We start from the raw sequence: 25,587 nt of genomic DNA on the forward strand, positions 1-25,587 counted from the left end.
ATTATTTTTGTCCAGGTGAAACAACTTTTACAAGTGCCCCCTTCTTTAAAGCTGAAATGCTAGCATCATACATGGCTTCGATATGAACCGCAGGCATGTAATATTCTCCTACATAAGCAGCATGAAGTTTAACCTTAATTGTTTTACTCTGATTTTTTCTTAAACTAAAGTAAGAGTAAACACGGTCATCGCGAATGTCTTGATAATCGATATGATTTCCTTCATTTCCTGAATAACCAAGGTCCATTCTTTGATTGCGAATCTCCCATCCACTTGGAAATATCTGTGATAAAGCCAATTCTTTATAATGACCTCTCTTTCCAGGATTTGAAACGGTTACTTCTACAGAGAAATCTGTTCCTTGCTCTATGGTGTATGGACTAATGATTTCATTGGCAGAATTTCTATAAACAACATCCAATAAAACATCTTTAGATCTTGAAATCTCATTACCTGCCAAAGGAGTTCCTGTAGCAATTATTCGAGCGAATAAGAAACCGTCATTTGAATTGTTGACTGTAAGTTCAACATTGGATTGACGAGGACTTACTTCAAGGTCGATGAGTTCAATGGCTTTGTTGCTGGAGATGTTCACTGTTTTATTTTGATAAATGAAGCTCGCTTTTATTCCATTCTTAGGTTTATTGTTTTCTGTAAATAAAGCAATAGCCATTAAAGAATAAGCAGTAGTTTGAGTACTCATCCATCTGTCTTGACTCAATACATCAGAAAGTTCCTTTACCAATACGGCAGCTTCTGCTTTTTCGCCCATAAGGGTTAGTGTTTCGATAATCATGGCTTGATCTCGGTGATGATTTCCATACGAGTGGCTTAATTCTGTATAAGGTGCAATACGCGTAGCTTTATCCTTGATAATACTTTTAGCGACTTCGTTTTTCCCAGCGATTTGATAGGCCGCAGCCAATCTCCATGCCGCTTGAATTGATAAGTCTTTCTGTGAACGAAGTTTGTTCATAGCACTGAGGACAGGTTCTCCTGCTAATGCTAAACTATATAATCGGTAGGCTTGGGGTAAATCTGAATTGCGATAATTGTTATGATTTCTAGCACTCCAATTTTTGGCTTGATTTTTTTGATAATTGATCCATTTTTCTTTCAACCCATAGGGTAAAGCATAACCTTTCTTTTCTGCTTCTAAGAAAAAATGTCCTGCATAAGTAGTTGCCCAATCTGAGGAGCTACCACTGCCTTGCCAGAAAGCCAACCCTCCGTCATTCAACTGATGCTTTTGAATCTTGTTGATTACCGAACGGACATTATTGTCTATTTTTACTTTGGTTTTTGCATCGATTTCTATGAGCGAACTCAAATACAATTGAGGAAATGCTCCTGAGGTACTTTGTTCAAGACATCCGTGAGGATAGCGAATCAAATACCCAAGTCTTTTTTCAAGATTAATAGGAGGGATAGTAGACAATTCTAATTTGGCTGAATTGCTATTGTCCATTCCCGGAAGATTTAAGCTACTCGTCCATGAAGCATTGCCGTCAATAGATCCCGCATTGAATACCGTAATGGGTAGATTGGGTTGTCGCACTTCAATATCTATAAGGTAGCTTGACTTTTCATTTCCACTTGTAGCAATCACTTCGACTTTTGCAGCGCCTGTATTTGTTCCTACTTCTAGGTTAAAGTTCACCACTTGGTCCCCTACATTGTTAAAAGTGATTTGTTGTTGAGCAGAACCGACAACTTTTACTAGGTCGTTGGTTTTTACCTGGAGTTTTACATTCTTTACTTTTTGATCCATAGCAAAAACATTAACAGGCAATTGAACTTTTTCTTTTGGCCCTAAGACACGGGGTAAGGTTGCCAATACCATTAATGGTTTTTTAACTGGAGTTGTTTTCTCTGTACTTCCATAGGCGCCATCTTGCCCGGCAATTACCATTGTTCGTACTGAACCGATGTAGTTAGGAACGCTGATCTTATGTTTAGCAGAACTTCCTCCTTTTAAATGGAATGGTCCAATGAAACGCACCATAGGTTTAAATCGTATCGGTGTGTCGTCTCCCGGATTGATTGCCATATCTCCACCAATGGTTAATATGTTCTCTACTTTTGCGCCGTAAGCTCCAATCACATGGTCAAATAAATCCCAAGTTTTAACACCAAGTGCTTCACGAGCATAAAAGTGATTCCAAGGATGAGGTGTTTTGAAACGGGTTAAATCTAAAAGTCCTTCATCAACTACAGCAATCGTGTAAGTCATATCGCGACTGTTTTTCTCATTTACTTCAATGGTAAATGACGATTCTGGAGCTAATTCATCAGGCATTTTAATCACTGGTTCAAGGACAGTTAAAGGATCTTTAACTATGATTGGTACGATACCATACATTCTAATTGGAGCATCATTTTCGGTTTGTTTGTGTTGTTGTAAGAAGGTGATGTGAACATAACAATTAGGCGCTAAATCAGCTGTTATTGGTAATTCGAATGAGGTTTCACTACCAATGGTTTCTATCCAAAAAGCGTCGATTACTTTCTTGCCATTCTCAATACTGATTAATGCTCTTCCATCTTTTGCAGAAGGGAAACTAAGCTGCGCTTTCTCACCTGTGGAATAGGACTCCTTATCGGCTGAAAAAACCAACATGTTCGCACCGTCTGGTGTTTCACGACCTGCTCTTGACATCCAACTTGGCCAATCAAAATAAGCCATGATTCCAGTTGAATGTCCGCTCTTTTTATCGGTAACCTTGATGAGGTAACGTCCCCAATCATATTTTTCAATTTTGGTGCTTGTTTTACCGTCTCCGCTTGAATTTGTAGTAATGGTCTCACGTGAAATCGGAGTTACACTGTTTCTATTGATGTAACTCGCAACGTTGTTGGATCCGCTTTCCCACCACCAACTCCATTCAATTCTGTATACTTCCACCTCCAACTTTCTATTGCCAACTCTTTCTCCTTTTTTGTTTAAGGAAACAATAGGAAAGTGATATGTTGAGTCTGTTTGTAAGGCTCCATATCTGTTGATTTCAGGAGATTGTATACCAACGAAGTAATCATAGGGCGCATAGTTTACAGCCATTTGATCTGTACTAAAGTCTCCACCTTTTTCAAACGCCCGTGTTGTAAAAATTGCTTTTAGCATTCCTGGTGCTTGATCATGAACCTCTATTTTTTCATTGAATGTTAACTTTCCTTCGTCGTTTAATTTGCGTTCTAAAAACTGCTCGTCGGAAGGATAAAAAGATTTGCTTGGATCATCAAATGAATATTTTTTAAATCCTTTAAACACTGTTGGGGTAGAGAGGAATTTTAAAGAAATATCTGTTTTTAATTGTCGTGCAGGCGCTCCATGAAGCCATTGAACTGATAAATCACCTTTAACATGTGGGTTGGATGCGCTGATGAGGTCATTGTCAATGTTAAGTTTGATTTTGAGACGATTAGGTTTGATGGTTTCAACTTTGATTGTTTTTGAAAAAGTTGCTCCTCCAACTTCTACTCGTGCATTCCAGTTTCCTGTTGGAGCATCGGCATCGGTTGTGGTAGTGAAGTTATAAAAACCGTTGAGGGATTCTTTTCGTACTTCTCTTTTAACCAGTTGACCTCGGGCATTAAATAGTTCGAAAATGACAGGGTGATTCTCAGGGATCACTTGGTCTTTGTCTTCTAAGATGAAGTTTAAGAACAAAGTATCTCCCGGACGCCAAACGCCACGCTCACCATAAATGAATCCTTTAATTCCATCTTGAACAGTTGCACCATCGATGTCAAATCGACTTAAGGGTAATGCATTTCCATTTCCTAAACGTAAATAACCTTTTTTGTTATTGTGCTCTACAACAATGAAAAAAGGTGTTCCTTTTAATGCTTTCGTTCTGGCAATTCCTTTATTGTCTGTTGTTACTTCCGCAATTAGTTGTTGTTGGAAATCGTAGAGCTTTACTTTTGCCGCTTGAATTGGTTGAGTACTCACAATATCTGTTACTGTTACCATGGTTTCACCATTGGTCCCCGATTTGGCAATAATCCCAATGTCAGAAGCGAAAATGTTTTTTACCACGCTTTTGTTTCTGTAGAAAGAGTAGGAGCATGGGTCGTTTTGTTTATTGTAATCATAGCCTTCGAAGTAATCATAATTGTAATAATCATAGCCCCAGTCGTTGATGTACTCCCATTTTTCAGCATCAGCATAATCTTTTTCATCCCAATCGCTTTCATCTCTAACAATATGTTCTTCACTTTCTGCATTGTTACACGGATAAACTGAATGGTGCTTTCTAAATCCAATTTCAACACGGTAGATGGCGCCTTGATCTACTTTGATGTATTCTGATAAATCCAGGTTAAACCTATTCCATTTCCCTAAATCAACAGGTTTATCTTCGGCAAGATATATGGTTTTTTTGCGAATCACTCGACCAATACGTTTCAATTCATCACTGCCATCAAAATTGTTGTTTTGAAAGAACTGAGTAACGTTATTTTCAAAGATTTTAATGATACGAACATCAACGGCTTTGATGTTGACCGCCTCAAAAGGGACCAGCATATTGTTTGAAGAAGGCAAAATACTTCCTTTTCCAACCAATCTAACCGCAGGTTCTATGGCTTTGAAATCTACACTAATACTTTCTGATTCTCCGAATTTGTATCCTTTTACATTTTGGATTGCAGCATTCAATATTAAAGTATGTACACCTTGTAAACGACCAGCAGGGTATACCCTTAATTCATTTGTTGAAATTGCTGTTTTGACATTACTTGTACCGCGAATTTCAACTAAACCTTTAAGGTTTTGATTGGACAGTAGTGGATCAGAAAAACGTACAAGAACATATTGTTCTGGATGTTGAACTATGGTTGTTCCAGTAATTTTAAAATCACTAAGTGAGGGCACTTCATGTTCCACATCTTGGCTTGCTTTATCTCCATCTGTGTATGTGTTCCAAGTCACCTTAACATTTCCCGCGGATTTCATTCTTTGAACGCTGTCTACAACAAGACTGTACAGTCGGTCGTTTCCTTGCTGGGTCCATTTTGCCTTTTTTGTTTCACCATTCACTGTAACTTTTACGTTTTCTTTTAGTGTTTCAGCAGAAATAACATCAGCGGTCATAGCAGTTCCTAAAAACTGATAGTAATCCATAGATTCATTGGAGTAGCTTTTTAGTCCATCCACGTCAAAATTGATCGCTTGTTTAATTATACTGAAAGGGAACTTGAAGGTTTTTAACTCTTTAGGGACATCATTTACTTTTCCCAAATCGAATTCAACCCAGTAGGTTTCGCCAGATTGAAGGTGTTCTTCTGGAATAAATTCAAGTGTATATTGGTCAGACCAAACTGTTTTTCCTTTCACAGCTGGAGAAATCTTAATGAAATCGTCTTTTATTGCCTGGTTAGGTATAATCTTTTTTGAATAGGCTTCAGTCAGCTGGATTTTAATTGGTGCGGCAGCTGATATTACTCCAGATGTAAAAGAACTGATGTGCTTTTGGAATTCAGGATTGATTTGAAATTCTTCAGGACTTTCTTCACTACAACTTGAGATGATGAAGGTTAGGGCTATTAAAAGTAGAAGCGTGCGTTGAAAGAAGTGTGGAATCATATCGATAGTTTAATTTGAAAATATCCTAAACTTTATGAAGTTAAAGAGAATAATTATGAGTGGTGTTAAGTGGGAGGTGGAACTTATTAACAAAATCATTTAGTTTGTTGATAAGCATCAGTTGTCTTAATGGTTTACGTTGTATTGGTATGCGGGATTGGTCATTGAAAGGTGAAAAGTGTTGTAGATCAGTGTTGTCTCTGTGGCACCTGCTCAAATGTCTGAAATCAAAACGATTTATAATTATTAATAGCGTGAGCAGGTTTTTTTAACTAACTTATTGTTAAATTAGAATCTTGGAATTTAATAACGCTTGTGAAATGGAAATAAATTGGGCAGATTTTACAAAAATAGAAATGCGTGTAGGAACTATCCTCACTGCAGAAATTTTTAAGGAGGTAAGAAATGCTGCTTATAAAATGACCATTGACTTCGGGGAGCATGGAATCCGAAAATCTTCTGCCCAAATCACGAAATTGTATCAACCCGAAGAGCTAATCGGAAAGCAAATCGTTGCCGTGATGAATTTTCCACCCAAACAAATTGCCAACATGATGAGCGAATGTTTGGTTTTAGGTGGAGTAGAAGGGGAGAAAGTAACACTCATCAATCCTGATCAAAAAGTTGAAAATGGTACTCGAATTGCCTAAGGATTATATTAGTACTTTTGCAATAAGACAATCTAATTGGTAAATATTAACGATAATTCAATGCAATGAAAAATAGAATAATAGTAATGATTTTCCTTGGAGGAGTCACCATGCTTTCATCTTGTAAAAAGGAACATGTTGTGGATTTTGGTAAAGAAGATCCAATAATAGCCGATAATAATGTCGTTAATGTTACAGGTACCGAGTGGGTTCGCGTTGAGGAGTCTTATTTTTTAGATAAAGAAATAAAAGGAATCGGCACAGTAGAAGGGAATATGGTACTCACCTTTATGGACTTCATTGATCAAGGGACTTACTTTTTATCTGGACACCTTTCAGACGATACTACTGTCGTGAGACATGGACTTCATTATTGGCCAAACGGACCAGGTTTGGAAGACATAGAGATTGTTGATGGGAAAGTATATTCAACTGGCTATTGGGATGGTAATGGATTGTGGGAATTTAAAATTGACGAAATCAATAGTTTGCCATACAATAGTTGGGACCCAGCTGGTGCATACGGAATTCAACCTAAAGCATTCACTATTTTTGGTACAGAGAAAATTGTTGGAGTTGACGCCTCTCCATACGTTCGTTCATTGTCAGGGAATATAAGTTTTCCCGATTTTGACCATTCTTCTACTGTTAGAATTCATAACCTTATTGAATACAAAGGAGACTTGATTTGTGCAGGGCAATTTACTTCTTCAAATGGTACTGTTTTGAATAACATAGCAAGGTGGAATGGTTCTGAATGGCTTGCTTTAGGAAATGGTGTAAATGGAGCGGTAAGAGATCTGGAGATTTTTGAAGGGAAATTAGTCGTGGGTGGAAAGTTCACAGCAGCGAGCGGTAATACAGATTGTTCACAAATTGCAATGTGGAATGGTACAAGTTGGGAACCAATGGATAAAGGCCTTATTGGCGGATTTAATGGAGTGCATAGAATTTTTGTTTATGAAAATCAATTATTTGCTGGTGGAGACTTTAACGGAACTACAGTAATAAATTCAGAAAACATTATAAAATGGAAAAATGGTAACTGGATAGGGTTACCGAATACAGTTCCTGAACCAGTCGGAGAAATAGGACTCTACAATGGGAAGTTATATGTTGCCAATAAATTCCATGTCATGAATGGAAACTTTTTGATGAGACTACAATAGGTTAATTACATACCTTCTCATTGCGATTTTCAAGTTGGTTTTAAAGAATGAACATGCAAAGATTGAATTGTAACCCCCCTCATACGTAATTCCCCCATTCGTAATTGTTTCCATTCGTAATTGATTATTTCACCTTAAACTCACTTGTTTTATGGAAAGTAATATTAGGATAATCTCTTTCGGCCATTTCTAATAGAAAAGAAGTTTCTGCCAAGAATACATAATTACCATCCTTGTCCTTAGCAATGCTTCCAACTTTTGCTTTTAAAAACTTATCTATTTCTGCAGGTTGATCTGAAGTGATCCAACATGCTTTATGATAGTTCATTGGCGTGAAAGAACACTTCGCACCATATTCATGGAGTAAACGGTATAGGATAACCTCAAACTGCAGTTGTCCAACTGTACCAATGATTTTACGACTTCCTGGTTCTTGAATAAACATTTGAGCCACTCCTTCATCCATTAATTGACGAATTCCTTTTTCCAGTTGTTTTGATTTCATTGGATCATCATTACGCAATTCTTGGAAGAATTCGGGAGAGAATGATGGAATTCCTACGAAATTAAAGTCTTTTCCTTCGGAAAGTGTGTCTCCAATTTTAAAGTTCCCCGTATCATACAAACCAACAACATCACCAGGATATGCTTCATCGACAATGCTTTTGTCTTGCGCCATAAAAGAAGTCGGATTGGCAAATTTCATTTTCTTTCCTTGTCGTACATGCTTATAAAAAGTATTGCGTTCAAATTTTCCTGAAACAATACGAAGGAAAGCAATTCTATCTCTGTGATTAGGATCTAAGTTGGCGTGAATTTTAAAAACGAATCCTGAAAATTTAGGGTCAGAAGGCTCAACAAATCCATCGTCAGTATCTCTGCCTCGAGGTGATGGAGAAATCTCAACGAAGGCTTCAAGTAATTCACGAACACCAAAGTTGTTTACTGCACTACCAAAGAATACTGGAGCAGTTTTTCCGCTTAAATAGTCTTCGTGGCTAAATTCATCATAAACACCATCTACTAATTCAACCTCTTCACGTAATTCGTTGGCTGCTTTTTCTCCAATAATTTCATCCAATTCTGCATTGTCTAAATCATTGAATTTTACCAATTCTTCACTGATGCCCGTTTTATTTCCGTGAAATAAGCTTAATTCCTTTTGATACATGTTGTAAACCCCCTTGAATTCATCACCCATTCCAATAGGCCATGCAAGAGGACGAACACCAATACCTAATTTGGTTTCAATTTCATCCAGAACTTCAAAAGCGTCTTTACCATAGCGGTCCATCTTGTTAATGAAAACGATAACAGGTGTGTTTCGCATTCGACAAACTTCCATCAGCTTTTCGGTCTGACTCTCCACACCACTTGCATTGTCGATAACTAAAATAACGCTATCCACCGCTGTTAGTGTACGGTATGTATCTTCAGCGAAATCCTTGTGACCAGGAGTGTCAAGAATATTTATGTGTTTATCACGATAGTCAAAAGCCATTACGGAAGTAGCAACAGAAATTCCACGTTGCTTCTCAATCTCCATAAAGTCAGAAGTCGCTGTTTTTTTAATTTTGTTACTTTTTACTGCTCCCGCTGTTTGAATTGCACCACCAAACAATAAGAGTTTCTCCGTTAGAGTCGTCTTTCCTGCATCGGGATGGGCAATAATTCCAAACGTACGTCTTTTTTCTATTTCCTTTTGATTCGTCATAAATATCGGGGCATTAGTCGAATACATAAAAATCGCATTCGAATTCGTGTGCAAATGTAATGACATTTTATTATTTTCGTTGCGCTATGCTCAATAAAAAACCCCTTCAAACGATTGCACTGCTTGGTGTAATGATTCTCTTTTTCAGTTTTTCGATTGAAAATAAACCCGTAAACTATAAAGCAAAATCGAAGGCTGAAAAGAATGCTGAACGATCGCTGATTTCTGGTCAGCCAACTGCTAAGAACTATTGGGAACAGTATGTATACTCTAATTATCAGTGTTTAGGAGATAGCTCTTTAAGTTATGATGCTTTTTATAATGGTTTAAAAGGATATTACGCTTTAAAGGAGGAAGGGGTGCTGAAACAAGAAGGGATTTTAACCATTGTTGACTTTACTCAACATTCATCTAAAGAAAGGATGTATGTTATTAATGTGGAGACTTTTGAAATCATAAAAAAGTCACTATGTGCTCACGGAAAGAATACGGGAATGGAAAAAGCTACACGTTTCTCAAATATTAGTGGTAGCTTACAAAGTAGTTTGGGGTTTTTCCTTACTGCCGAAACCTATTCGGGAAAGTTTGATTATGCCATGCGTTTGGATGGATTAGAAGCCGCTAACTCAAGGGCGAGAGAAAGGGGAATTGTTGTGCACGGTGCGAATTATGCGACACCTGATTTTTTAAAACGAAACGGAGGAGTGTTAGGTAGAAGTTTTGGTTGTCCTGCCTTACCTAAAGAAGACGCAACAGAAATTATTGATGAAATAAAAGAAGGTACATGTTTCTTTATCTATGCAGACAATTTGAATTACCTAGAAAGTTCTGAGGTGATTAATCAGTCAGAATTTCTGACTTTCTTTAAAGCTTAGTCGGGAAGTGAAATGTTCTTTATGCAATTGTAGTGTATTCCAACATAAGAAGACTTTTAATTTATAATGATTTTTGTCTGATTTAGGTTTTTGTTTGAATTCTATGATGTATCCTTGTTTTTTTATTTTAATTCATTGCATGTCAAATAATTCTTAAACTAACCAATGAGAGTCTAAGGTGAAGCCAAAATCATAATCGCTCATGAGTCCCTATTAAATGTTAAAACTTTGATTTGTTTTTAATTAAATCGAGAATTCACTTGCTATATCAGATGAGTTGAAGTATATTTGTGCTTTATATTTTTAATTATTTATTATGCCACAAGGAACAGTTAAGTTTTTTAACACAGAAAAAGGGTTCGGATTCATCGTACCAGAAGAAGGAAATGATGTATTCGTACACGCAAACGGACTAATCGACGAGATTCGTGAAGATGACAAAGTTGAGTTCGACATTGAAGAGGGAAGAAAAGGATTAAACGCTGTTAACGTAAAAGTTATCGGTTAGTATACAATTTATTTTAAGTACTCTAAAAGGCTACCGAATTTCGGTAGCCTTTTATTTTTGTCTAAACTTTTTTATTTAAAATCATTCTAATTAAGCCGATAAATGTATTATATTTGCTAGCATGAAAGTCATTATAGCAGATAGCAACGATATTGTACGTGTAGGATTACGCACCATCTTGGCTTCGGACTCAATTGTAAACGTTGTTTCGGAGGCTACTTCGAGTGAGGAATTAATTGAGCAACTAAAGTCCGTACAAGCTGATGTCATCTTGTTAGATTATACTGCTCAAAACTTTTCAATCGATGTTATTCCCAAAGCTTTAAACGCCAACAAAAGAATTAAGATTATTGCAATTACTCCAGAGCAAAATCCTGCAATTATAATTGATGCTTTAAAATCAGGTGTGGTAAGTTACATCAAAAAAGATTGCGATATTCCTGAAATCCTTGCTTCTGTTAGAGAAACTGCTGGGGGGAATAAGTTTTTTTGTGGACAAATTTTAGATTCCATCCGTCGTGCCTCAATTGATGTGGAACATCTTGATTTGGAAAACTTCTCATGTGAACCGGTTTTACTTTCTGAAAGAGAACTTGAAATTATAAAATTCATCGCAGAAGGAAATACCAATGCCCAAATTGCAGAGCTATTGTGTTTGAGTCCTCACACCATTACAACACACCGTAAAAATATTATGGCTAAACTCGGGACAAAAAACACCGCTGGGATTGTTATGTATGCAGTGAAATCTAACTTGGTGAGCCCAAACAAGTTTTTGTTTTCAAGAGACCAATAGGGGGATGAATTTTTTAATTACGAATTACGAATTACGAATTACGAATTACGAATTACGAATTGAAAATTCTTCATCTTTCGCAAGCCATACGTAAATCATAAATTCATAGTTAATAATTTGCAATTTACAATTGACTATAATCTATCCCATCAAAGTTTCCTGAACTCATCATTAGCAACACCATATTGTCTGTACTTTCTTTTTCTATAAAGTCCAAAACCTCTTGAGTTTCTGTTTCGACTTGGACATTTTTACCAAATGCTTCGTAAACATCTTCTTTCGTAATCGGATCTAATTTTTTGTGTGCAACAACTTTTGGACTGAAGTATACCAATGCTTTATCTGCATTTTTCATAGCGTCCTTGTATTGCGGTAGAAAATCTTTCTTTAATGATGAAAAAGTATGCAATTCCATACACGCCACTAATTTTCGATCTGGAAATTGTTCCTTAACAGCGGAAGTAGTTGCTTTTAACTTGCTTGGCGAATGGGCGAAATCTTTATAAAGTATTCGTTCTGGAGTTTCGCTCACTTTCTCTAAACGCTTTCCAGCGCCTGTAAAGTTTTTCATTGCTTTTAAGAAGTCATCAGGTGATATACCTAATGCTTCAACAACATTTAATGCACCATATAAATTCTGTAAATTGTGCGCACCAAAAATGTTTAAAGGATAATGTTGACCCTTATAATGAAATACCGTTCCTTTTTCATTAACATCATACTGAGGAGTAGTATAAGGAACAGTTTTTAATCTGTCTTTTTGTCTTGTGGCAACTTCTTTTACATCAGGGTCTTCCTCGTTGTAAACCAATACACCTTTGTCTTCAATTATTTTACAAAACTGATCAAATTGGTCAACATAGTTTTCATAAGTAGGAAAAACGTTAATGTGATCCCATGCAATTCCACTGATCAAAGCAATATGTGGTTTGTATAAATGAAACTTTGGTCTTCTATCAATTGGAGAGCTTAAATATTCATCGCCCTCAAGAATAATAACGTCATTTTCTTCGGTTAATTTAACCATACAATCATAACCTTCAAGTTGTGCCCCAACCATATAGTCAACGGGGAAATCCAACACCTGTAAAGCATGTAGAATCATTGATGTAATGGTCGTTTTACCATGGGAGCCACCAATTACAACACGTTTTTTATTTTTTGATTGCTCAAAAATATATTCTGGGTAAGAATAAATATTAAGACCCAATTTTTTTGCTTTAGCAAGTTCTGGATTGTCAGCTCGAGCATGCATTCCTAAAATTACTGCGTCTAAGTCAGGTGTTATCAACGCTTCATTCCACCCGATTTGTTCAGGAAGTATGCCTTCTTTTTTTAATCGTCCTTTAGAGGGTTCAAAAATCTCATCATCAGATCCGGTAACATTGAATCCTTTTCTTGATAATGCAATGGCTAAATTATGCATAGCGCTTCCTCCGATGGCGATAAAATGAACTTTCATAAACTTCTTTAATTTTCAGTGTAAATTAAAGAATCTTTTAGAAATGAATAAAGTAAAATGAATAAATTTTCTCTGTTTTTTATCTTGTTTAGCGCCTGTGTTGACTAATATTCGCCCTTATTCCCAAATAAAAGAGATGGTTTCACATTTTAAGACTTCTCCATTTTCAAATACAACTTCTAATTTAAACCGTTGTGGGCCAGTTGTAGAATCATTTTTGACCATTGCAAAAGGAATCCTGCGTTCATGATCAAAATGGATCGAATTTTTAAGGAAGTGGTTAAACGATTCTACTGAAAGTTGTGAAAAACTATCTGTTGTGTCATTATAAAAAGTTTTGATTAAAGTATAATCATTCAAAAGTTCACCACTCGGCACTCCCATAAACTCTTCGTTTGATGTGAGTTTTACCGTTTGTGCTTTATGTTTTACTCCATGTCTGCCAGGTTCGCATTTTTGGGTGGCAAAAGCAGAGTTTAATCCAGATAAAGAATGATAGAAGGAGTTGTTGTTTTCGGCGACGAAAATGGACTTCAAATTAAGGTTAAACAAAACCGTGTCTGCAGCTGTTGTGTCTTCTGAATACATAGGTGTCTTACTCCAGGTGTACATATCGTTGTACTGATATGTGTTTGTAACCGAAAATAAATCTGCATTCATTGTTACGGGTTGCCAATATTTTTTCTCTTCTCTACAGCAAGAAATAATTACTAACGATGATAGTCCAAGAGTGAAAAGTATACTAAGTCCTAATTTTTTCATTGTTCATATATTTTTAATTAATCCAAATTTATTTTTTTACTGAAAAGAAATGGTTAGGGTTTTCCCTATAACGACGATAATTTAATGAAAAGGGTTTGTCTTTTTTTGAATTAAAATCATAGTTAATAAAATTTTAGGGCTATTTATTTTAGTAATTTTACACCATGAAGAAACGTCTATTCTTTCAATGTACGTATGATGGTACAAATTATTCTGGTTGGCAAAAACAACCTGAGGTAAGAACAATTCAAGGAGTAATTGAGGAGAAGCTGTCAATGTTATTTGGTCATCAAATTGTTGATATTGTTGGTTGTGGAAGAACAGATGCGGGTGTTCATGCCAAAGAAGCCTACTTTCATGTTGATTTAGCTCCTTCGTTTTCTAATGATCAATTGCTGTATAAGTTAAACAATATGCTTCCTCTGGACATTGCTATTAATGAGATTATTGATGTTGGACCTGAGGCCCATGCACGTTTCGATGCTACCAAGAGAACGTATCATTATTTTATTCATCAAAAGAAATTGCCTTTTCACCAGAACGACAGTTGGTTTTTTCCCAGGGCATTGTCCATTGAAAAAATGAATGAAGCCGCTAAGTATTTATTGGGCAGACAAGATTTTACCTCTTTTTCCAAACTTCATACGGATGTCAATAATAATTTTTGTGAAGTTTATCACGCAGAATGGAAGGAAGTTGGAGATCAGTTGCGTTTCGAAATCAGTGCCAATCGTTTCTTGAGAAACATGGTTCGTGCTGTTGTAGGAACTTTATTAGAAGTGGGGAAAGGGAATGTTTCACCTGAAGGTGTAAAGGATATTATTGCCGCTGAAGATAGAGGAGAAGCGGGATGCTCTGTTCCAGCGAAAGGATTATTTTTGCAAAGTATAGAATATCCTTATATTTGATGAAATATTACTTAAGGAATATAAAATGAATACAATAATTGCCCAATTGACTTCTTTAATCACTACGCATAAATACCACTTATGAAAACAATTATTATTGTAGCTTTTACATTGTTGAGTGCGTTTATTGTTAACGCGCAAGGTTGGATGTCGCAAGGAGCTCGTGTGGGGGCGCTAGCAAACAATGGCGTTACATTCGTAGATGCGTTTTCTTTCCATCACAATCCAGGAGCTTTAGGATTTATAGAACAAGGAAGCGCTGGGATTTCCTACGAAAGTCGTTATGCTTTGAAAGAATTACAGTCCCAAAGTGTAGCCGTTGCTGTTCCTTTGAAGGTTGGAGTGATCTCAGTTGGTGGACAATTTTATGGTTATGATACTTACCGAACAACACGTGCGGGACTAGGCTACAGTATGAAGTTATCCGAAAAGATTTCTGCTGGTGTTCAATTCAATTATTTAGGTATGAATTTAGGCGCGTATTATGGCTCTAAACATGGAATTAGTGCAGAAGTAGGTGCTTTAGCAAAATTAAACAATAAAGTAAGCCTTGGGTTTTCAGTTGTCAATCTAGGAAGAGCAAAACTTTCTGAGTTCAAAGATGACCGTTTTGGAACCTTGCTTAGACTTGGAATTTCCTATCAGTTGATTGAAGAGTTACTTATTGTAGCAGAAGTTGAACAAGAAGTTACACACGATACCCGTTTGCGTGCGGGATTAGAATATCACCCAATAGATTTATTGTATATCCGCGCTGGAGTTCAAGGTGCCCCAATGGATTTCTCTTTTGGAATAGGATTGAAATATGAACGATTTAAACTAGACCTATCAACACAGTATAATCAGGTTTTGGGTTGGACACCAGCAGCTTCTTTTATTGTCGATTTTTATACCCCTAAACGATAATGAAACATCTAATTCTTATATCGTTTTTAATTCTTGGAGCTTTTGTTTTTGGACAAAGCAAAAATGAAGTCATTCAACAAAGAATAGAGTTTATTGCACAAGATTTAGAAGCTGAGGAAGTTTCGTTAGAAGATATTTTTGATGTTCTGAACATCTACTATGATAACCCACTGAATTTAAATGCAGCAACACAAGAGGAACTTCAGTCTTTATTATTGCTGAATGACTTCCAGATTAATGCATTGTTGACATGGAGAGAGGAGAAAGGACCTTTCAATACAATTTTCGAAATACAAGAAGTAGAATATTGGGATTTGTTGACTTTAGAAAATATTTTGCCCTTCGTTCGTGTTTCCAAAGTAGAAGAAAAGAAATCCGGAAACTTAAAAACATATTTGCAAGAAGGTAAGGTAGAAGCTTATTTTCGTTTTATTCGAAACATCGAAGATAAAGCAGGCTATGCTGATGTTACAGACGAAGAAAGAGAGCAGAGTAGTAAATATTATTGGGGAGATCCAAATAAACTCTACTCGCGTATAAGGTATACCCATAAAAATGATTTGAGTATTGGAGTCACCATGGAGAAAGATCCAGGTGAACAATTGTTCGGAAAGAAATCACCTTACGGGTTTGACTTTTATAGTGCTCATGCCTATTACGCAGGAAGTAAATGGCTAAGAAAAGCTGTGGTTGGTGATTATCAAATTCAGGTGGGACAAGGATTAGCGCTTTGGACAGGGTATGGATTTAGCAAAACAGCAGACGCAACTTCTGCACGGAAAAATGCACGTGGATTAAGACCTTATACATCAACAGATGAAGTTCGATTTATGCGTGGTGCAGGTGTGGAATTAGGAATTAAAGATTTTTCATTGACTACTTGGGCTTCCTACAAAGGAGTTGACGGTTCGGTTGAAATGTTGGACACCCTTGATTCAGAGGAAGCAAGAATGGCTTCATCGATTAATATGACTGGGTATCACCGCACAACTTCTGAACTAGAACGTAAAAATAGTTTAATGGAGTTGATTTATGGCGCAAACTTTAAGTATGAAATACGTGGATTTCAAATTGGAATTACCGCTGTTCAACAAGCTTACGATGCCCATTATCAACGTTCAGATCAATTGATGAACAAATACCAATTTGCTGGGAAGGAACTCTTGAACCTTAGTGCAGATTACTCCTATATTTTTAGAAATGTAAGTCTGTATGGTGAAGTTGCACAAAGCAGAAGTTCAAATGCAGTAGCTGTGATTCAAGGGGTAACAGTAGCTATGGGACGAAGAGCGTCAATTACGGCCTTGTACAGAAATTACCCTAAAGATTATCATACTTTTTATGCGCAAGGATTTGGTGACGGAAGCAATACCAATAATGAATCTGGACTTTATCTCGGTGGTGCATTCAAGTTGAATAAAGCTTGGAGTTTGAATTCTTATGTTGACTTTTTTAAATCTCCATGGTTGAAGTTTAGAGTCGATAGTCCAAGTGAAGGTCACGAAGTCTTTAGTCAGTTGAAGTACCGTCCAAGTCCAAGGTTTGAAACCTACTTGCGTGTTCGTGAAAAAGACAAAATGATTAATGCCAGTGGAGAGTATGAAGGGAATATCCGTCCTATAGAACGTTATAAACAAAGAAAATACCAATTAGGTTTAACAGCAGATCTTGGCTCTGGATGGAAATGGCGTTCTCGTATTGATTACGTTACAGACCAACGTCCAAGCAGCGGGAAACAAGATGGATTTGCATTGACACAAGACCTACTTTATCGCCACAAGACCTTCCCTGTTGAAGTTTCTATGCGTTATGCCATTTACAATACCGACAGCTACGAAACCCGAGTTTATGCTTATGAATACAACTTAGAAAATGTATTCAGTATTCCTGCATACTTCAATAAAGGAAGTCGCGCCTACCTAATGTTGCGTTATACTTTTTTGAACGACCGTTGTGATTTATGGGTGCGTTATGCTGCGTTCATCTATAATCAAGAGGATGTGTTAAGTAGCGGTCCAGAAGAAATAACTGGAAATGTAAAAAGTGAAGTCGGAGTTCAGCTAAGGGTGAGGTTTTAAATAGGCGGTAAGCTGTAGGCTATAAGCAATAGGCTATAAGCTGTAGGCTTTAAGCAATAGGCTATAAGCTGCAAGTAGTAAGCTTGTTTTCGGGTTTGAAATAGGATATCTTCATGTCGAAAATACAGGAATAGAAAAAACATTCTAATTACGTTTTCGAAAAATATCAGCATACCACAATGAAGAAGAGCAAAAATGAAAAAGATTGGGAATGGTCAAGGCTATTTGATGTTTTTCGAAATATTGATTTTTGGATGTATATTGTTCTTGGCGTAATACTACTCCTATATAAGTGCAGCAAAGACTAAGTTGTTGTAACTACCGCCTAAATCTCCAAATCACTTTTCTCTAAAACATCCCAGGTATGATCCGCCAACAATTGAACAGTAGCTACGAATTCAAATGATTTTTTTGACCGTCCCCATTGGTCAGGGGCAATTAAAGAAAGCAAATAGGTCTTGTCCTCTTTCTGATATAAATGATAAATATGATTGATTAAAGGCTCAAAGCGCATCTCGGCACCGTAGATTTTTTCTGAAATAATTTTTCTGTCTTGTAATCCTTTTGCTTGACTGGCCAATAAATTCATTTGTTCATAGAGCTGTTTCAGTTGCATATCTGTTTGATGCTCCATGGCGTTCAAAGCTCTTCCTTTTAATTTCCCCTCATCTTCAGGCTTTACCAAAGCACTTCCAGCCATGTGAGGGTAAGGAAGATTGTGTGGATTTTCAGTAATATGATCAGGATCGATCGGATTGATGAAATCTTTATTTTTATTTTCGTTTTGCTCGTTTTCAGACATCTTTAATCAGCTTTAAAGGATATAACACGAAGATATGGATTTGGTTTAAAACGCTCAAGACTTTTTCTCTTTGTTTTTGAAGTGGGCTATTTAAAGAATAATCCTATTTTTGTATTCAAAGAAAATAAATATGGCAAACAATATTTTAAAAGGAAAGCGCGGAATTATTTTTGGAGCATTGAATGAAAAGTCAATAGCCTGGAAAGTCGCTGAATTAGCTCACGCAGAAGGAGCGGAGTTTGTATTAACGAATGCACCTATCGCAATGCGAATGGGAGAGATTAACGAATTGGCTAAGAAAACAAATAGTCAAGTTATTCCTGCAGATGCAACTAGCGATGAAGATATTGAGAATTTAATTGACCAATCAATGGAGATTCTTGGTGGTAAAATAGACTTTATCTTGCACTCTATTGGAATGTCTCCAAACGTACGTAAAGGGAAGCATTATACAGATTTAAACTACAAGTTCTACAGCCAAAGCCTAGATATTTCTGCAACTTCTTTGCATAAAATATTATCAACTTCGATGAGAAAAGATGCAATAAGCGAATGGGGTTCTGTTATTGCATTAACTTACATTGCTGCACAAAGAATCTTCCCAGATTACAACGATATGGCCGATGCAAAATCATTGTTAGAATCAATCTCTCGTAGCTTTGGTTACCACTATGGAATTAAAAATAAAGTAAGAATCAACACAATTTCTCAATCTCCAACAGCGACTACCGCAGGAGAAGGAATTAAAGGATTTAACGAGTTTGTTTCTTTCAGTGATAAAATGAGTCCATTAGGAAATGCTTCAGCTGAAGCGTGTGCAGAATACTGTATTTCTATGTTCTCTGATTATACTAGATACGTAACCATGCAAAACCTTTTCCATGATGGAGGATTTAGCTCAACTGGAGTTACACAAGAAGTAATCGATAAATTTACTGAAGAGTAATATTTGATCATAAATTTTAGAAAAGGGCACTGAAAAGTGCCCTTTTCTATTTGATAAGTAATTAATAATAAGTATGTTTATTCTGGTGATGTTTAAATCATTAACGATATACTATTATTAATTAACTCTACACCTATGAAAACACTATTGAAACTTATCGGATTAGCACTCTTGGTCTTTACATTTTCTTTTACAGATGTCAATAAAAAAACCATTGTTATTGACGTGGCTCACGGAGGAGAAGACCATGGTTGTGTGCATGAAAGCCATATTGAAAAGGAAATTGTAGCCAGCATTGCAAATAAGATCATTGATTTAAATCAAAATCCGAATACAAATATTGTACTAACTAGGGAGGCAGATAAATTTATTTCATTGGATGAACGGGCTAAGATGATCAATAATTTAAACCCTGAATTTGTAATTTCTTTACACGCTAATTATCACTATGATCAAGACCGTAATGGGACTGAAATATACATTTGTGAGTCTAATGCTGAAGCTCAGAAATCAAAAGAACTTGCAAATCATATTTCCCATAGCTTCAACAGTGATAGGGTAAAAGTTAGAAATGCTAATTTTCAACTTTTGAAGAATGTGGAATATCCGATAGCATTTATTGAATTAGGCTTCCTATCCAATGCTGAAGATAGAACGCAATTAATAAGTGAAAAAGGACAAACAGAATTTGCGTATTCAATTCTTAGGGCCATAGAAAGAGGTGTGAGGTGAGAAATCGATCAAAAACAGCCTCAAATTTATTCAGTTGAAAACGGACCAATTACTAAGATGGAGGAGTTTGCAACTTCCGAAGAGGTAGAATAAAACTAAAACAAAATATTTAGAGTATGAAAACTATCGAATATTCAAACGGGGAGATTACCATATTATGGAAACCATAAAAATGTATTCACTCAGGAATTTGTGTGAAAACATTACCGCAAGTTTACAATCCTAAAGAAAGGCCTTGGCTGAAGCCAGAAAACGCAACAACAGAAGAGCTGATCAATCAAGTATCGAAATGTCCTTCTGGTGCTTTGAGCCTTAAAAAGTGATATTTATTAAAAATAAAACAACCTATTTATTAAAGAAAGTATTTCATTTTTCAAGTTTGTTTCTTTTTCAAATCCGTATATTGGTCTAAATAACTCAAGAACTAATTTGTAAATGGGGTCGATTGGCATTATAGTGGTAGTTGTCCTCAGACTATTATCTGTTCGGTATAACTTACACTTACCAACGAATTTGAAATTCAAAAAAACAACATCATAGAATTAAGTAATAAGAAAACAACAATTATGTCAAACATCCAATTAATTATAGAAGAAAGAGCTGCCGATATTGGTAACTTTATGGTCGGGCGTTTACTGCCTTTTCGTAAAAAGAGAATGGTCGGACCATTTATATACATCGACCACATGGGGCCAGTGAAACTTAACGAGCGTCAAAATTTCGATGTGCTACCTCATCCACATATTGGACTTTCCACGCTGACATTTTTATTCGAAGGCAGCATTATGCACCGTGATACTTTAGGAAATGAAGTCGAGATAAAACCTGGAGCAGTAAACTGGATGACTGCAGGAAAGGGGATTGTCCATTCTGAAAGAACACCAGAATATTTACGAGAATCTGAGTTATTTATGCATGGATTACAAATTTGGGTGGCTTTACCTAAACATTTAGAACAAATGGAACCTGAGTTTTATCACATAGAAGAAGAAGGAATTCCTGCTTGGTCAGACGGAGATGTAGATTTTAAATTAGTTGCCGGTGAAGCACTTGGGAGAAAGTCTTCTGTTCCAGTGTATAGTAAACTCTTTATGATTGAAATTAAAAGCAAGTCGGAACAAGTAGTCAGTATCGGAGATCAATTGTACGGAGAATCAGGACTCTATATACTGGAAGGCAGCATCAAAAGTGGTGGACATGAATATGGACCAAAACAGATTTTAGTCGCTAAAGACAGTACTTTGTGTGAGTTTACTATCTCTGCCAATAGTACAATCTATATTTTTGGTGGAGAAGCATTCCCAGAAGAGCGTTTTATCGATTGGAATTTTGTTTCTTCTGATAAAGCATTGATTGAAGAAGCAAAACAGAAGTGGAAAGAGCAAACTTTTGATAAAATTGAAGGAGATGATGAGTACATTCCTTATCCAACGCGTAGATAAATATTAAATAAAGTTATATTTCATAAGGTTGTTATCACATTGATAGCATATTTCTCCAAAAATAAGGTTGTTAAATCTTGAAACGGTTGGTTGAAAAGCTATGTCACCTTGAGGAATTTCTTTGAAGAAAGGGTCGTTTTTGCAGTGATTAATATGAATTATGATTTTCAGTTAATTTTGTCATTTTGTTTTAAATCATTTCAAGTAAATAGTTATATCCTACAGCAACTAAGATAGCCAAACCAAAACTAAGTAATGTTCCGATTAATATGTACTCAGTTAGGTTTCTATCTTCCGCTCGTGATAAATCTCCAAATCTAAAAACAGACTTTGCTGCTAATAGAAAGCCAATTCCTTCCCAATAATTCATAAGAATGAATCCAAAAATGAATAATCTTTCCAGCATACCAATGTATAAACCTGCATTTTTCATTAAGGAATTCTTATTTTCCTCAGGCTTCCATTTTGACATTAAAACTTTTATCAAAACACCAATTACATAGGTTATCGCTATTAGGGAAACGGCTAGCAATAAATTGCTTGGACTATTTATGGCTTGACATGATAGGTTGAAAGGAGTATAGAGGTATACGACGCTTGCAATAATTAAAAGATGCAGTACTTGGTCAATAAAAAATAAAACAATTTCATTCAACTTCTTTTTATCTTCCAGCCTTAGTTTCAGTAAATCAAATAGGAAATGGCTAAATAGAATAATAAGGATGCCTGCCCAGTATTTAAAATCGAATAACAGCAAAGTAAGGAGTGAGAAATGGATGGCTATATGACATAACAATGCTTTATATCTTCTTCCATTTTTAGTGATTCTTTTCATCTGAATCATTTTACTCGTTTGAAAAACAAAATCTCCCAGAATATGTGCCAAGAGTAATTTCAGTGTTAAGATTAGCATAGTGCTACAATTTTTTCTTTATAATAATTATGTAAACGTAGTATTTCGTCATAACCTCCACGTTTTAAATGTTCACTTATATTTCCTTGACTTTTTTTGTTTAAAAACTCGGCCAATTCTTTTTGACTTTTATTTGGGTATATCAAGGTTGTTTTTATAATTTCAGATGTCGCTGGTGTCCATGAATTTATAGTAAGTGTTGCCAAAGAAAGTAATAAGTTTACAATGTGATCAAATTCCTGGTTCGAACTTCTGACCATTAAGGTTTCTCTTTTCATTACATCGAAGCATTCACCCGAATGAACAAATGCAGAGCCATTAGATTCTGTGATTTTCTTCGTACGATATTCTATCTTGCCTATACCAATAGCCATCCGTACATCTAAGTTTTTATCTTCTTTGATACTTGCTTTTATGATTAACGCAACATATAATGCATTTTTCGCATCAACTTTCAATTGAAAACTATCCCCGCGGTAAATTTCCCAATCTTGGGGTTCTTTTCCTATTGTATTTAATATCTCTTTTAGGTTTGGTAACCATAAAGAGGGTTCTACTAAACGAGAATTAATTATATCTCCTGTTATTACAGCAATCATGACATTGTTAATTTATTTAATCAAATATATCTATTCTAAAGCAGATAAACAAGGTTATCGGTTTAAAAGCAGATAATTATATTTATCGGGCTTATAGCAGATAAATCATTTCCGCTTCGCTATAGTAATATTGGCATATTGCCATTTTTTCTTTCATATAAGAAATGGCTCTTCTTAAAAGTCTCATGACAATCCCACGAATGAGTTTGATCATAAAAATACCTATGATAAAGGTTACAGTGGCGAAATTAACTTTGGTTCAAAGCTAAAAGCGATATCTTAAACAATTGTTTTTAAGTGTTCCCAAAATTCATTTTCCTTACAAACTGTTTTTTTTATAGTAAATAATATGCAAAGAAATAAAAACTTTATAGAGCAGGAATACTTTCTTTGGATTGTTAAGTCATCGATTTTTATTTCTAAAGACTTAAGCGAAATTTATTGCTCTCCATCTGCTTCGAAAATAGACTTTCTATATTCAATTCCCCACTTTGCAATTTCATTGATGACAGGCGCTAAAGTTGCACCGTATTCTGTTATTGAATACTCAACTGTGATGGGCTTGGTATCCATTACTTTTCTATTGACCAATTGATTCATTTCTAAATCTTGAAGTTCTTTCGACAGCATCTTAGTTCCAATTCCGTCAATTTCTCTTAATAGATCCATGAAGCCTAGCTTATTTCCTTCAATTAAAGTTCCAATAATATGGAATTTCCATTTTCCAGATAAAATACTCATGGTGTCACTAATGGCTTGCATTCGTATTTGACAAACGGGTGTGTCATTGATTACTGATTTCTTTTTCATAACTTTAAAAATGCTTTAATTAATTCGTTTATAGCAGATTGTTCTAAGGTAGTTCCCTATAGGAAAGTACTTTCCAAAAGGAAATGCATATCAAATATACAGTTAAATATCCGTATATTTGTTACAGCAACAATGAAGTATTAAAAAGCAAAATGCTTAAGATGAATTTAAGCCTTTTTTTACTTCATACGCAAGCTAAAAATGAAAACTAAATAACATTATGGTGAACAGATTAAATGTGATAGTATTAATCATAGCCTTGTTAAGTGTCACCACTTCTCACGGACAAACAAAAAAAGAAATTATGAAGAAAGAAACAACAACGAATCCGCTTTTATGTGATATAGAAACTGGAATGTGTGAAACGACTGCTGATACAGGTCAAGACACTCAAGTTGATGCGAAATTATCAGAAAATAAAAAAGTGAAATTAGTTTACTTTACAGATCCTATTTGTTCTTCTTGTTGGGGAATTGAACCACAATTGCGAAAACTAAAATTGGAATATGGGGAGCATATAGAAATCGAATACAGAATGGGTGGACTTTTGCCGGACTGGAATTACAACAGTGGTGGAATTAGCTCTCCTAAAGATGTGGCAGGTCATTGGGACGAAGTAAGTGTTCATTATGACATGCCAATTGATGGAGATTTATGGTTAGAAGATCCATTAAATTCATCTTATCCTCCTTCGATTGCTTTTAAAGCTGCGCAAATGCAAGATGAAGAAAAAGCGTTCTTATTTATGCGTGAAATGCGAGAATTGGTTTTCTTGAAAAAGAAAAATATCGCTAAATGGGAACACATGGCAACTGCAGCCAAGACGGTAGGCTTGGATGTTGATCAATTGAAGATTGATTTCGAAGGAAAAGCTAAAGATTTATTCCAGGAAGACTTAAAAGTAGCGAGAGATTACGGAGTAAGAGGGTTTCCAACGGTTTATGTGATAGATGATGCTGGAAATAAAGACATTGTTTATGGTGCAAGACCGTATGCTTTTTATGAAATGGCTATTCTAAAAGTAAACCAAAACATTCAGAAAAGTGAGTACAGTAAAAAATGGGAAGATCTTTTCGAAATTTACCCAACGCTAACAGCAAAAGAATTCTCAGAACTTTCCGGTACGCCAAGAGCAGATAGTGAAGCTGTATTGAATGATTTAACAGCAAAAGGGAAGTTGGAAGTGTTGACTACTAAAAATGGTTCAATGTGGAAAATTGTTAAATAATGATTTTCACCCTTCGGTTCAATTGAAACCGAAAAAAAAGATATAAATTATTAAACCAGTATAAGAAAGTCCTTGTACTGGTTTTTTTGTTGATCATCTATTTTTATGAGATCATCTATTTTATAGAAATAGAATGACTTTTCATAATTTACTCCTCAAATTGATTGAGCAAAGAGAAAAGTAAGTCAAAAGTGAAGATGTTCTTAGGTAAAAATACTAGGTTTGTTGTAAACTCAATTAAGTAATGGAATTATCAGCACAAACATTGATTAATCGACCAGTAGAATTGGTTTGGAATCAAATTATTGACATAAGAAATAGCGCTCAATTCATTGAAGGAATCATTAAAATAGAAGTTTTAGAAGAACCAGAAAATACACGCATTGGTTTCAAGTGGAAAGAGACAAGAATGATGTTTGGAAAGGAGGCAACTGAAATAATGTGGATTACCGAATATAAAGAAAACGAGTATTACCAAACCAGAGCCGAGAGTCATGGATCGGTTTACATTTCAAGAATGGCTGTTGAGGAAGTAAATAGTCAAACCCAATTGACCATGTCGTTTAAAGGAGAGCCACAAACATTTATGGCGAAAATGTTTTCTAAATTAATGGGAGCAATGATGAAGGGATCAATGAAAAAAATAGTACTCAAGGATTTAGCAGATATTAAAGTTACTGTTGAAGCAAAATAAAAATGA

Annotated in this window: 21 protein-coding genes and 1 pseudogene; 14 read left to right on the top strand and 8 right to left on the bottom strand. The window is 35.6% G+C overall.

The window, feature by feature from the left end; all coding sequences use genetic code 11:
* Nucleotide 1 precedes the first annotated feature (1 nt).
* Nucleotides 2–5,587, bottom strand: coding sequence for an alpha-2-macroglobulin family protein (locus tag ACN0U3_RS08430; RefSeq protein ID WP_417265856.1), 5,586 nt, complete (start codon nt 5,585–5,587; stop codon nt 2–4).
* A gap of 320 nt (nt 5,588–5,907) precedes the next feature.
* Between ACN0U3_RS08430 and ACN0U3_RS08435 the strand changes: the two genes are divergently transcribed.
* Nucleotides 5,908–6,237 carry a tRNA-binding protein gene (locus tag ACN0U3_RS08435; protein ID WP_299205761.1) on the top strand — a complete coding sequence of 110 codons (330 nt, stop codon included), beginning with the start codon at nt 5,908–5,910 and terminating at the stop codon, nt 6,235–6,237.
* Between the two features lie 65 nt (nt 6,238–6,302).
* The gene (locus tag ACN0U3_RS08440) at nt 6,303–7,406 is read left to right on the top strand and encodes a hypothetical protein (protein ID WP_299205760.1); all 1,104 of its coding nucleotides are present in this window, start codon (nt 6,303–6,305) and stop codon (nt 7,404–7,406) included.
* 124 nt (nt 7,407–7,530) lie between these two features.
* On the opposite strand, the gene ACN0U3_RS08445 is transcribed toward ACN0U3_RS08440, so the two are convergent.
* Complete coding sequence (locus ACN0U3_RS08445; protein ID WP_417265857.1) at nt 7,531–9,120, bottom strand: peptide chain release factor 3; 1,590 nt, start codon at nt 9,118–9,120, stop codon at nt 7,531–7,533.
* 86 nt (nt 9,121–9,206) lie between these two features.
* On the opposite strand from ACN0U3_RS08445, the gene ACN0U3_RS08450 reads away from it, so the two are divergent.
* From ACN0U3_RS08450 to ACN0U3_RS08460, 3 genes are all read left to right on the top strand, one after another.
* Entirely contained in the window at nt 9,207–9,995 is a 789-nt protein-coding gene (locus ACN0U3_RS08450; RefSeq protein WP_299205758.1) for a murein L,D-transpeptidase catalytic domain family protein, read from the top strand.
* A gap of 316 nt (nt 9,996–10,311) precedes the next feature.
* Nucleotides 10,312–10,503: a cold-shock protein gene (locus tag ACN0U3_RS08455; protein ID WP_299205757.1), complete on the top strand. Its 192-nt coding sequence runs from the start codon at nt 10,312–10,314 to the stop codon at nt 10,501–10,503.
* Between the two features lie 121 nt (nt 10,504–10,624).
* Nucleotides 10,625–11,299: a LuxR C-terminal-related transcriptional regulator gene (locus tag ACN0U3_RS08460; protein WP_417265858.1), complete on the top strand. Its 675-nt coding sequence runs from the start codon at nt 10,625–10,627 to the stop codon at nt 11,297–11,299.
* Nucleotides 11,300–11,423: 124 nt separating this feature from the next.
* Here the strand turns inward: ACN0U3_RS08460 and ACN0U3_RS08465 are convergent, their stop codons facing one another.
* Together ACN0U3_RS08465 and ACN0U3_RS08470 are read right to left on the bottom strand one after the other, a co-directional pair.
* Entirely contained in the window at nt 11,424–12,761 is a 1,338-nt protein-coding gene (locus ACN0U3_RS08465) for a UDP-N-acetylmuramate--L-alanine ligase (protein WP_417265859.1), read from the bottom strand.
* Between the two features lie 117 nt (nt 12,762–12,878).
* On the bottom strand, nt 12,879–13,523 hold the full coding sequence (locus ACN0U3_RS08470; RefSeq protein ID WP_417265860.1) for a hypothetical protein: 645 nt from the start codon (nt 13,521–13,523) through the stop codon (nt 12,879–12,881).
* 164 nt (nt 13,524–13,687) lie between these two features.
* Between ACN0U3_RS08470 and truA the strand changes: the two genes are divergently transcribed.
* The 3 genes from truA (at nt 13,688) to ACN0U3_RS08485 (ending at nt 17,415) form a co-directional block, all read left to right on the top strand.
* Nucleotides 13,688–14,431, top strand: coding sequence for a tRNA pseudouridine(38-40) synthase TruA (gene truA / locus ACN0U3_RS08475; protein WP_417265861.1), 744 nt, complete (start codon nt 13,688–13,690; stop codon nt 14,429–14,431).
* A gap of 81 nt (nt 14,432–14,512) precedes the next feature.
* Nucleotides 14,513–15,337 (top strand): hypothetical protein, encoded by an 825-nt coding sequence (locus ACN0U3_RS08480; RefSeq protein WP_417265862.1) that lies wholly within the window; start codon nt 14,513–14,515, stop codon nt 15,335–15,337.
* Nucleotides 15,337–17,415 (top strand): hypothetical protein, encoded by a 2,079-nt coding sequence (locus ACN0U3_RS08485; RefSeq protein ID WP_417265863.1) that lies wholly within the window; start codon nt 15,337–15,339, stop codon nt 17,413–17,415. Before ACN0U3_RS08480 ends, ACN0U3_RS08485 begins: the two co-directional genes overlap by 1 nt.
* Nucleotides 17,416–17,740: 325 nt before the next feature.
* On the opposite strand, the gene ACN0U3_RS08490 is transcribed toward ACN0U3_RS08485, so the two are convergent.
* Nucleotides 17,741–18,217, bottom strand: a complete 477-nt coding sequence (locus tag ACN0U3_RS08490) for a DUF2452 domain-containing protein (RefSeq protein ID WP_299205750.1) — start codon at nt 18,215–18,217, stop codon at nt 17,741–17,743.
* A gap of 130 nt (nt 18,218–18,347) precedes the next feature.
* Between ACN0U3_RS08490 and ACN0U3_RS08495 the strand changes: the two genes are divergently transcribed.
* The 4 genes and pseudogenes from ACN0U3_RS08495 (at nt 18,348) to ACN0U3_RS08510 (ending at nt 21,337) form a co-directional block, all read left to right on the top strand.
* Entirely contained in the window at nt 18,348–19,163 is an 816-nt protein-coding gene (locus ACN0U3_RS08495) for an enoyl-ACP reductase FabI (protein ID WP_417265864.1), read from the top strand.
* Between the two features lie 135 nt (nt 19,164–19,298).
* Nucleotides 19,299–19,895: an N-acetylmuramoyl-L-alanine amidase family protein gene (locus ACN0U3_RS08500; RefSeq protein WP_417265865.1), complete on the top strand. Its 597-nt coding sequence runs from the start codon at nt 19,299–19,301 to the stop codon at nt 19,893–19,895.
* 116 nt (nt 19,896–20,011) lie between these two features.
* A pseudogene (locus ACN0U3_RS08505) lies at nt 20,012–20,218 on the top strand ((4Fe-4S)-binding protein).
* A gap of 243 nt (nt 20,219–20,461) precedes the next feature.
* Nucleotides 20,462–21,337: a pirin family protein gene (locus tag ACN0U3_RS08510; RefSeq protein WP_417265866.1), complete on the top strand. Its 876-nt coding sequence runs from the start codon at nt 20,462–20,464 to the stop codon at nt 21,335–21,337.
* A gap of 190 nt (nt 21,338–21,527) precedes the next feature.
* On the opposite strand, the gene ACN0U3_RS08515 is transcribed toward ACN0U3_RS08510, so the two are convergent.
* The 3 genes from ACN0U3_RS08515 to ACN0U3_RS08525 form a co-directional block, all read right to left on the bottom strand.
* Nucleotides 21,528–22,250: a DUF3307 domain-containing protein gene (locus tag ACN0U3_RS08515; protein WP_417265867.1), complete on the bottom strand. Its 723-nt coding sequence runs from the start codon at nt 22,248–22,250 to the stop codon at nt 21,528–21,530.
* Nucleotides 22,244–22,849 (bottom strand): SatD family protein, encoded by a 606-nt coding sequence (locus ACN0U3_RS08520; protein ID WP_417265868.1) that lies wholly within the window; start codon nt 22,847–22,849, stop codon nt 22,244–22,246. Before ACN0U3_RS08520 ends, ACN0U3_RS08515 begins: the two co-directional genes overlap by 7 nt.
* A 438-nt stretch (nt 22,850–23,287) precedes the next feature.
* The gene (locus tag ACN0U3_RS08525) at nt 23,288–23,659 is read right to left on the bottom strand and encodes a winged helix-turn-helix transcriptional regulator (RefSeq protein WP_299205744.1); all 372 of its coding nucleotides are present in this window, start codon (nt 23,657–23,659) and stop codon (nt 23,288–23,290) included.
* Nucleotides 23,660–23,963: 304 nt separating this feature from the next.
* Here ACN0U3_RS08525 and ACN0U3_RS08530 point away from each other — a divergent pair, with 304 nt between their 5' ends.
* Together ACN0U3_RS08530 and ACN0U3_RS08535 are read left to right on the top strand one after the other, a co-directional pair.
* Complete coding sequence (locus ACN0U3_RS08530; protein ID WP_417265869.1) at nt 23,964–24,887, top strand: ClpXP adapter SpxH family protein; 924 nt, start codon at nt 23,964–23,966, stop codon at nt 24,885–24,887.
* A 244-nt stretch (nt 24,888–25,131) separates the two neighbouring features.
* Nucleotides 25,132–25,581: an SRPBCC family protein gene (locus tag ACN0U3_RS08535; protein WP_417265870.1), complete on the top strand. Its 450-nt coding sequence runs from the start codon at nt 25,132–25,134 to the stop codon at nt 25,579–25,581.
* The last annotated feature ends 6 nt before the right edge of the window (nt 25,582–25,587 follow it).

The sequence above is a fragment of the Brumimicrobium sp. genome, assembly GCF_048268645.1.
GTDB lineage: Bacteria > Bacteroidota > Bacteroidia > Flavobacteriales_D > Crocinitomicaceae > Brumimicrobium > Brumimicrobium ulvae.

What these genes read in the sequence shown, in the direction of transcription:
- ACN0U3_RS08430 (WP_417265856.1), bottom strand. Translation starts at nt 5,587, where the DNA reads ATGATTCCACACTTCTTTCAACGCACGCTTCTACTTTTAATAGCCCTA.
- ACN0U3_RS08435 (WP_299205761.1), top strand. Translation starts at nt 5,908, where the DNA reads ATGGAAATAAATTGGGCAGATTTTACAAAAATAGAAATGCGTGTAGGA.
- ACN0U3_RS08440 (WP_299205760.1), top strand. Translation starts at nt 6,303, where the DNA reads ATGAAAAATAGAATAATAGTAATGATTTTCCTTGGAGGAGTCACCATG.
- ACN0U3_RS08445 (WP_417265857.1), bottom strand. Translation starts at nt 9,120, where the DNA reads ATGACGAATCAAAAGGAAATAGAAAAAAGACGTACGTTTGGAATTATT.
- ACN0U3_RS08450 (WP_299205758.1), top strand. Translation starts at nt 9,207, where the DNA reads ATGCTCAATAAAAAACCCCTTCAAACGATTGCACTGCTTGGTGTAATG.
- ACN0U3_RS08455 (WP_299205757.1), top strand. Translation starts at nt 10,312, where the DNA reads ATGCCACAAGGAACAGTTAAGTTTTTTAACACAGAAAAAGGGTTCGGA.
- ACN0U3_RS08460 (WP_417265858.1), top strand. Translation starts at nt 10,625, where the DNA reads ATGAAAGTCATTATAGCAGATAGCAACGATATTGTACGTGTAGGATTA.
- ACN0U3_RS08465 (WP_417265859.1), bottom strand. Translation starts at nt 12,761, where the DNA reads ATGAAAGTTCATTTTATCGCCATCGGAGGAAGCGCTATGCATAATTTA.
- ACN0U3_RS08470 (WP_417265860.1), bottom strand. Translation starts at nt 13,523, where the DNA reads ATGAAAAAATTAGGACTTAGTATACTTTTCACTCTTGGACTATCATCG.
- truA (WP_417265861.1), top strand. Translation starts at nt 13,688, where the DNA reads ATGAAGAAACGTCTATTCTTTCAATGTACGTATGATGGTACAAATTAT.
- ACN0U3_RS08480 (WP_417265862.1), top strand. Translation starts at nt 14,513, where the DNA reads ATGAAAACAATTATTATTGTAGCTTTTACATTGTTGAGTGCGTTTATT.
- ACN0U3_RS08485 (WP_417265863.1), top strand. Translation starts at nt 15,337, where the DNA reads ATGAAACATCTAATTCTTATATCGTTTTTAATTCTTGGAGCTTTTGTT.
- ACN0U3_RS08490 (WP_299205750.1), bottom strand. Translation starts at nt 18,217, where the DNA reads ATGTCTGAAAACGAGCAAAACGAAAATAAAAATAAAGATTTCATCAAT.
- ACN0U3_RS08495 (WP_417265864.1), top strand. Translation starts at nt 18,348, where the DNA reads ATGGCAAACAATATTTTAAAAGGAAAGCGCGGAATTATTTTTGGAGCA.
- ACN0U3_RS08500 (WP_417265865.1), top strand. Translation starts at nt 19,299, where the DNA reads ATGAAAACACTATTGAAACTTATCGGATTAGCACTCTTGGTCTTTACA.
- ACN0U3_RS08510 (WP_417265866.1), top strand. Translation starts at nt 20,462, where the DNA reads ATGTCAAACATCCAATTAATTATAGAAGAAAGAGCTGCCGATATTGGT.
- ACN0U3_RS08515 (WP_417265867.1), bottom strand. Translation starts at nt 22,250, where the DNA reads ATGCTAATCTTAACACTGAAATTACTCTTGGCACATATTCTGGGAGAT.
- ACN0U3_RS08520 (WP_417265868.1), bottom strand. Translation starts at nt 22,849, where the DNA reads ATGATTGCTGTAATAACAGGAGATATAATTAATTCTCGTTTAGTAGAA.
- ACN0U3_RS08525 (WP_299205744.1), bottom strand. Translation starts at nt 23,659, where the DNA reads ATGAAAAAGAAATCAGTAATCAATGACACACCCGTTTGTCAAATACGA.
- ACN0U3_RS08530 (WP_417265869.1), top strand. Translation starts at nt 23,964, where the DNA reads ATGAAGAAAGAAACAACAACGAATCCGCTTTTATGTGATATAGAAACT.
- ACN0U3_RS08535 (WP_417265870.1), top strand. Translation starts at nt 25,132, where the DNA reads ATGGAATTATCAGCACAAACATTGATTAATCGACCAGTAGAATTGGTT.